At 71.9% G+C, this 477-nt stretch carries 1 protein-coding gene; it reads left to right on the top strand.

Annotation, left to right across the window (positions count from 1 at the left end):
- On the top strand, positions 1–477 hold a 477-nt coding region (locus AC1DHL_RS29860; protein WP_478164344.1), incomplete at both ends, for a sensor histidine kinase.

The raw sequence follows: 477 nt of genomic DNA, 5'->3' as shown, positions 1-477 counted from the left end.
CGGCCGAACTGGCCTCGCTGTTCCGCTCGGCCATCGAGGGCGCCGGCCTGCAGCTGGTGGTGGAATGCGCGCCGCTGGGCTTCCCGGTGGCGGTGGACCGCGACATGTGGGAGACCATCGTCCTGAACCTGCTCTCCAACGCGTTCAAGTTCACCTACACCGGGGCGATTGCGGTGGCGGTGCGCGAGGCGGAGGACGGCGGCGTGGAACTGAGCATCCGCGACACCGGCATCGGCATTGCGGGGGATGAACTGCCCCGGCTGTTCGAGCGTTTCCACCGGGTGTCCGGCGCGGTGGGCCGGTCGATCGAGGGCAGCGGCATCGGCCTGGCGCTGGTACTGGAACTGGTGCGCCTGCACGACGGCGTGATCCGCGTGGAAAGCGAGGTGGGCGAAGGCACGCGCTTCGTGGTCACCCTGCCGCGCACGGCCCGGGCGGCCGCGCCGCAGCCCGCCGCGCCCGGGGCTGCGTCAAACC

Source organism: Variovorax sp. 10L426 (assembly GCF_056395305.1).
The sequence above is the reverse complement of the archived record's forward strand: the minus strand, read 5'-3'. Positions and strand labels throughout refer to the sequence as shown.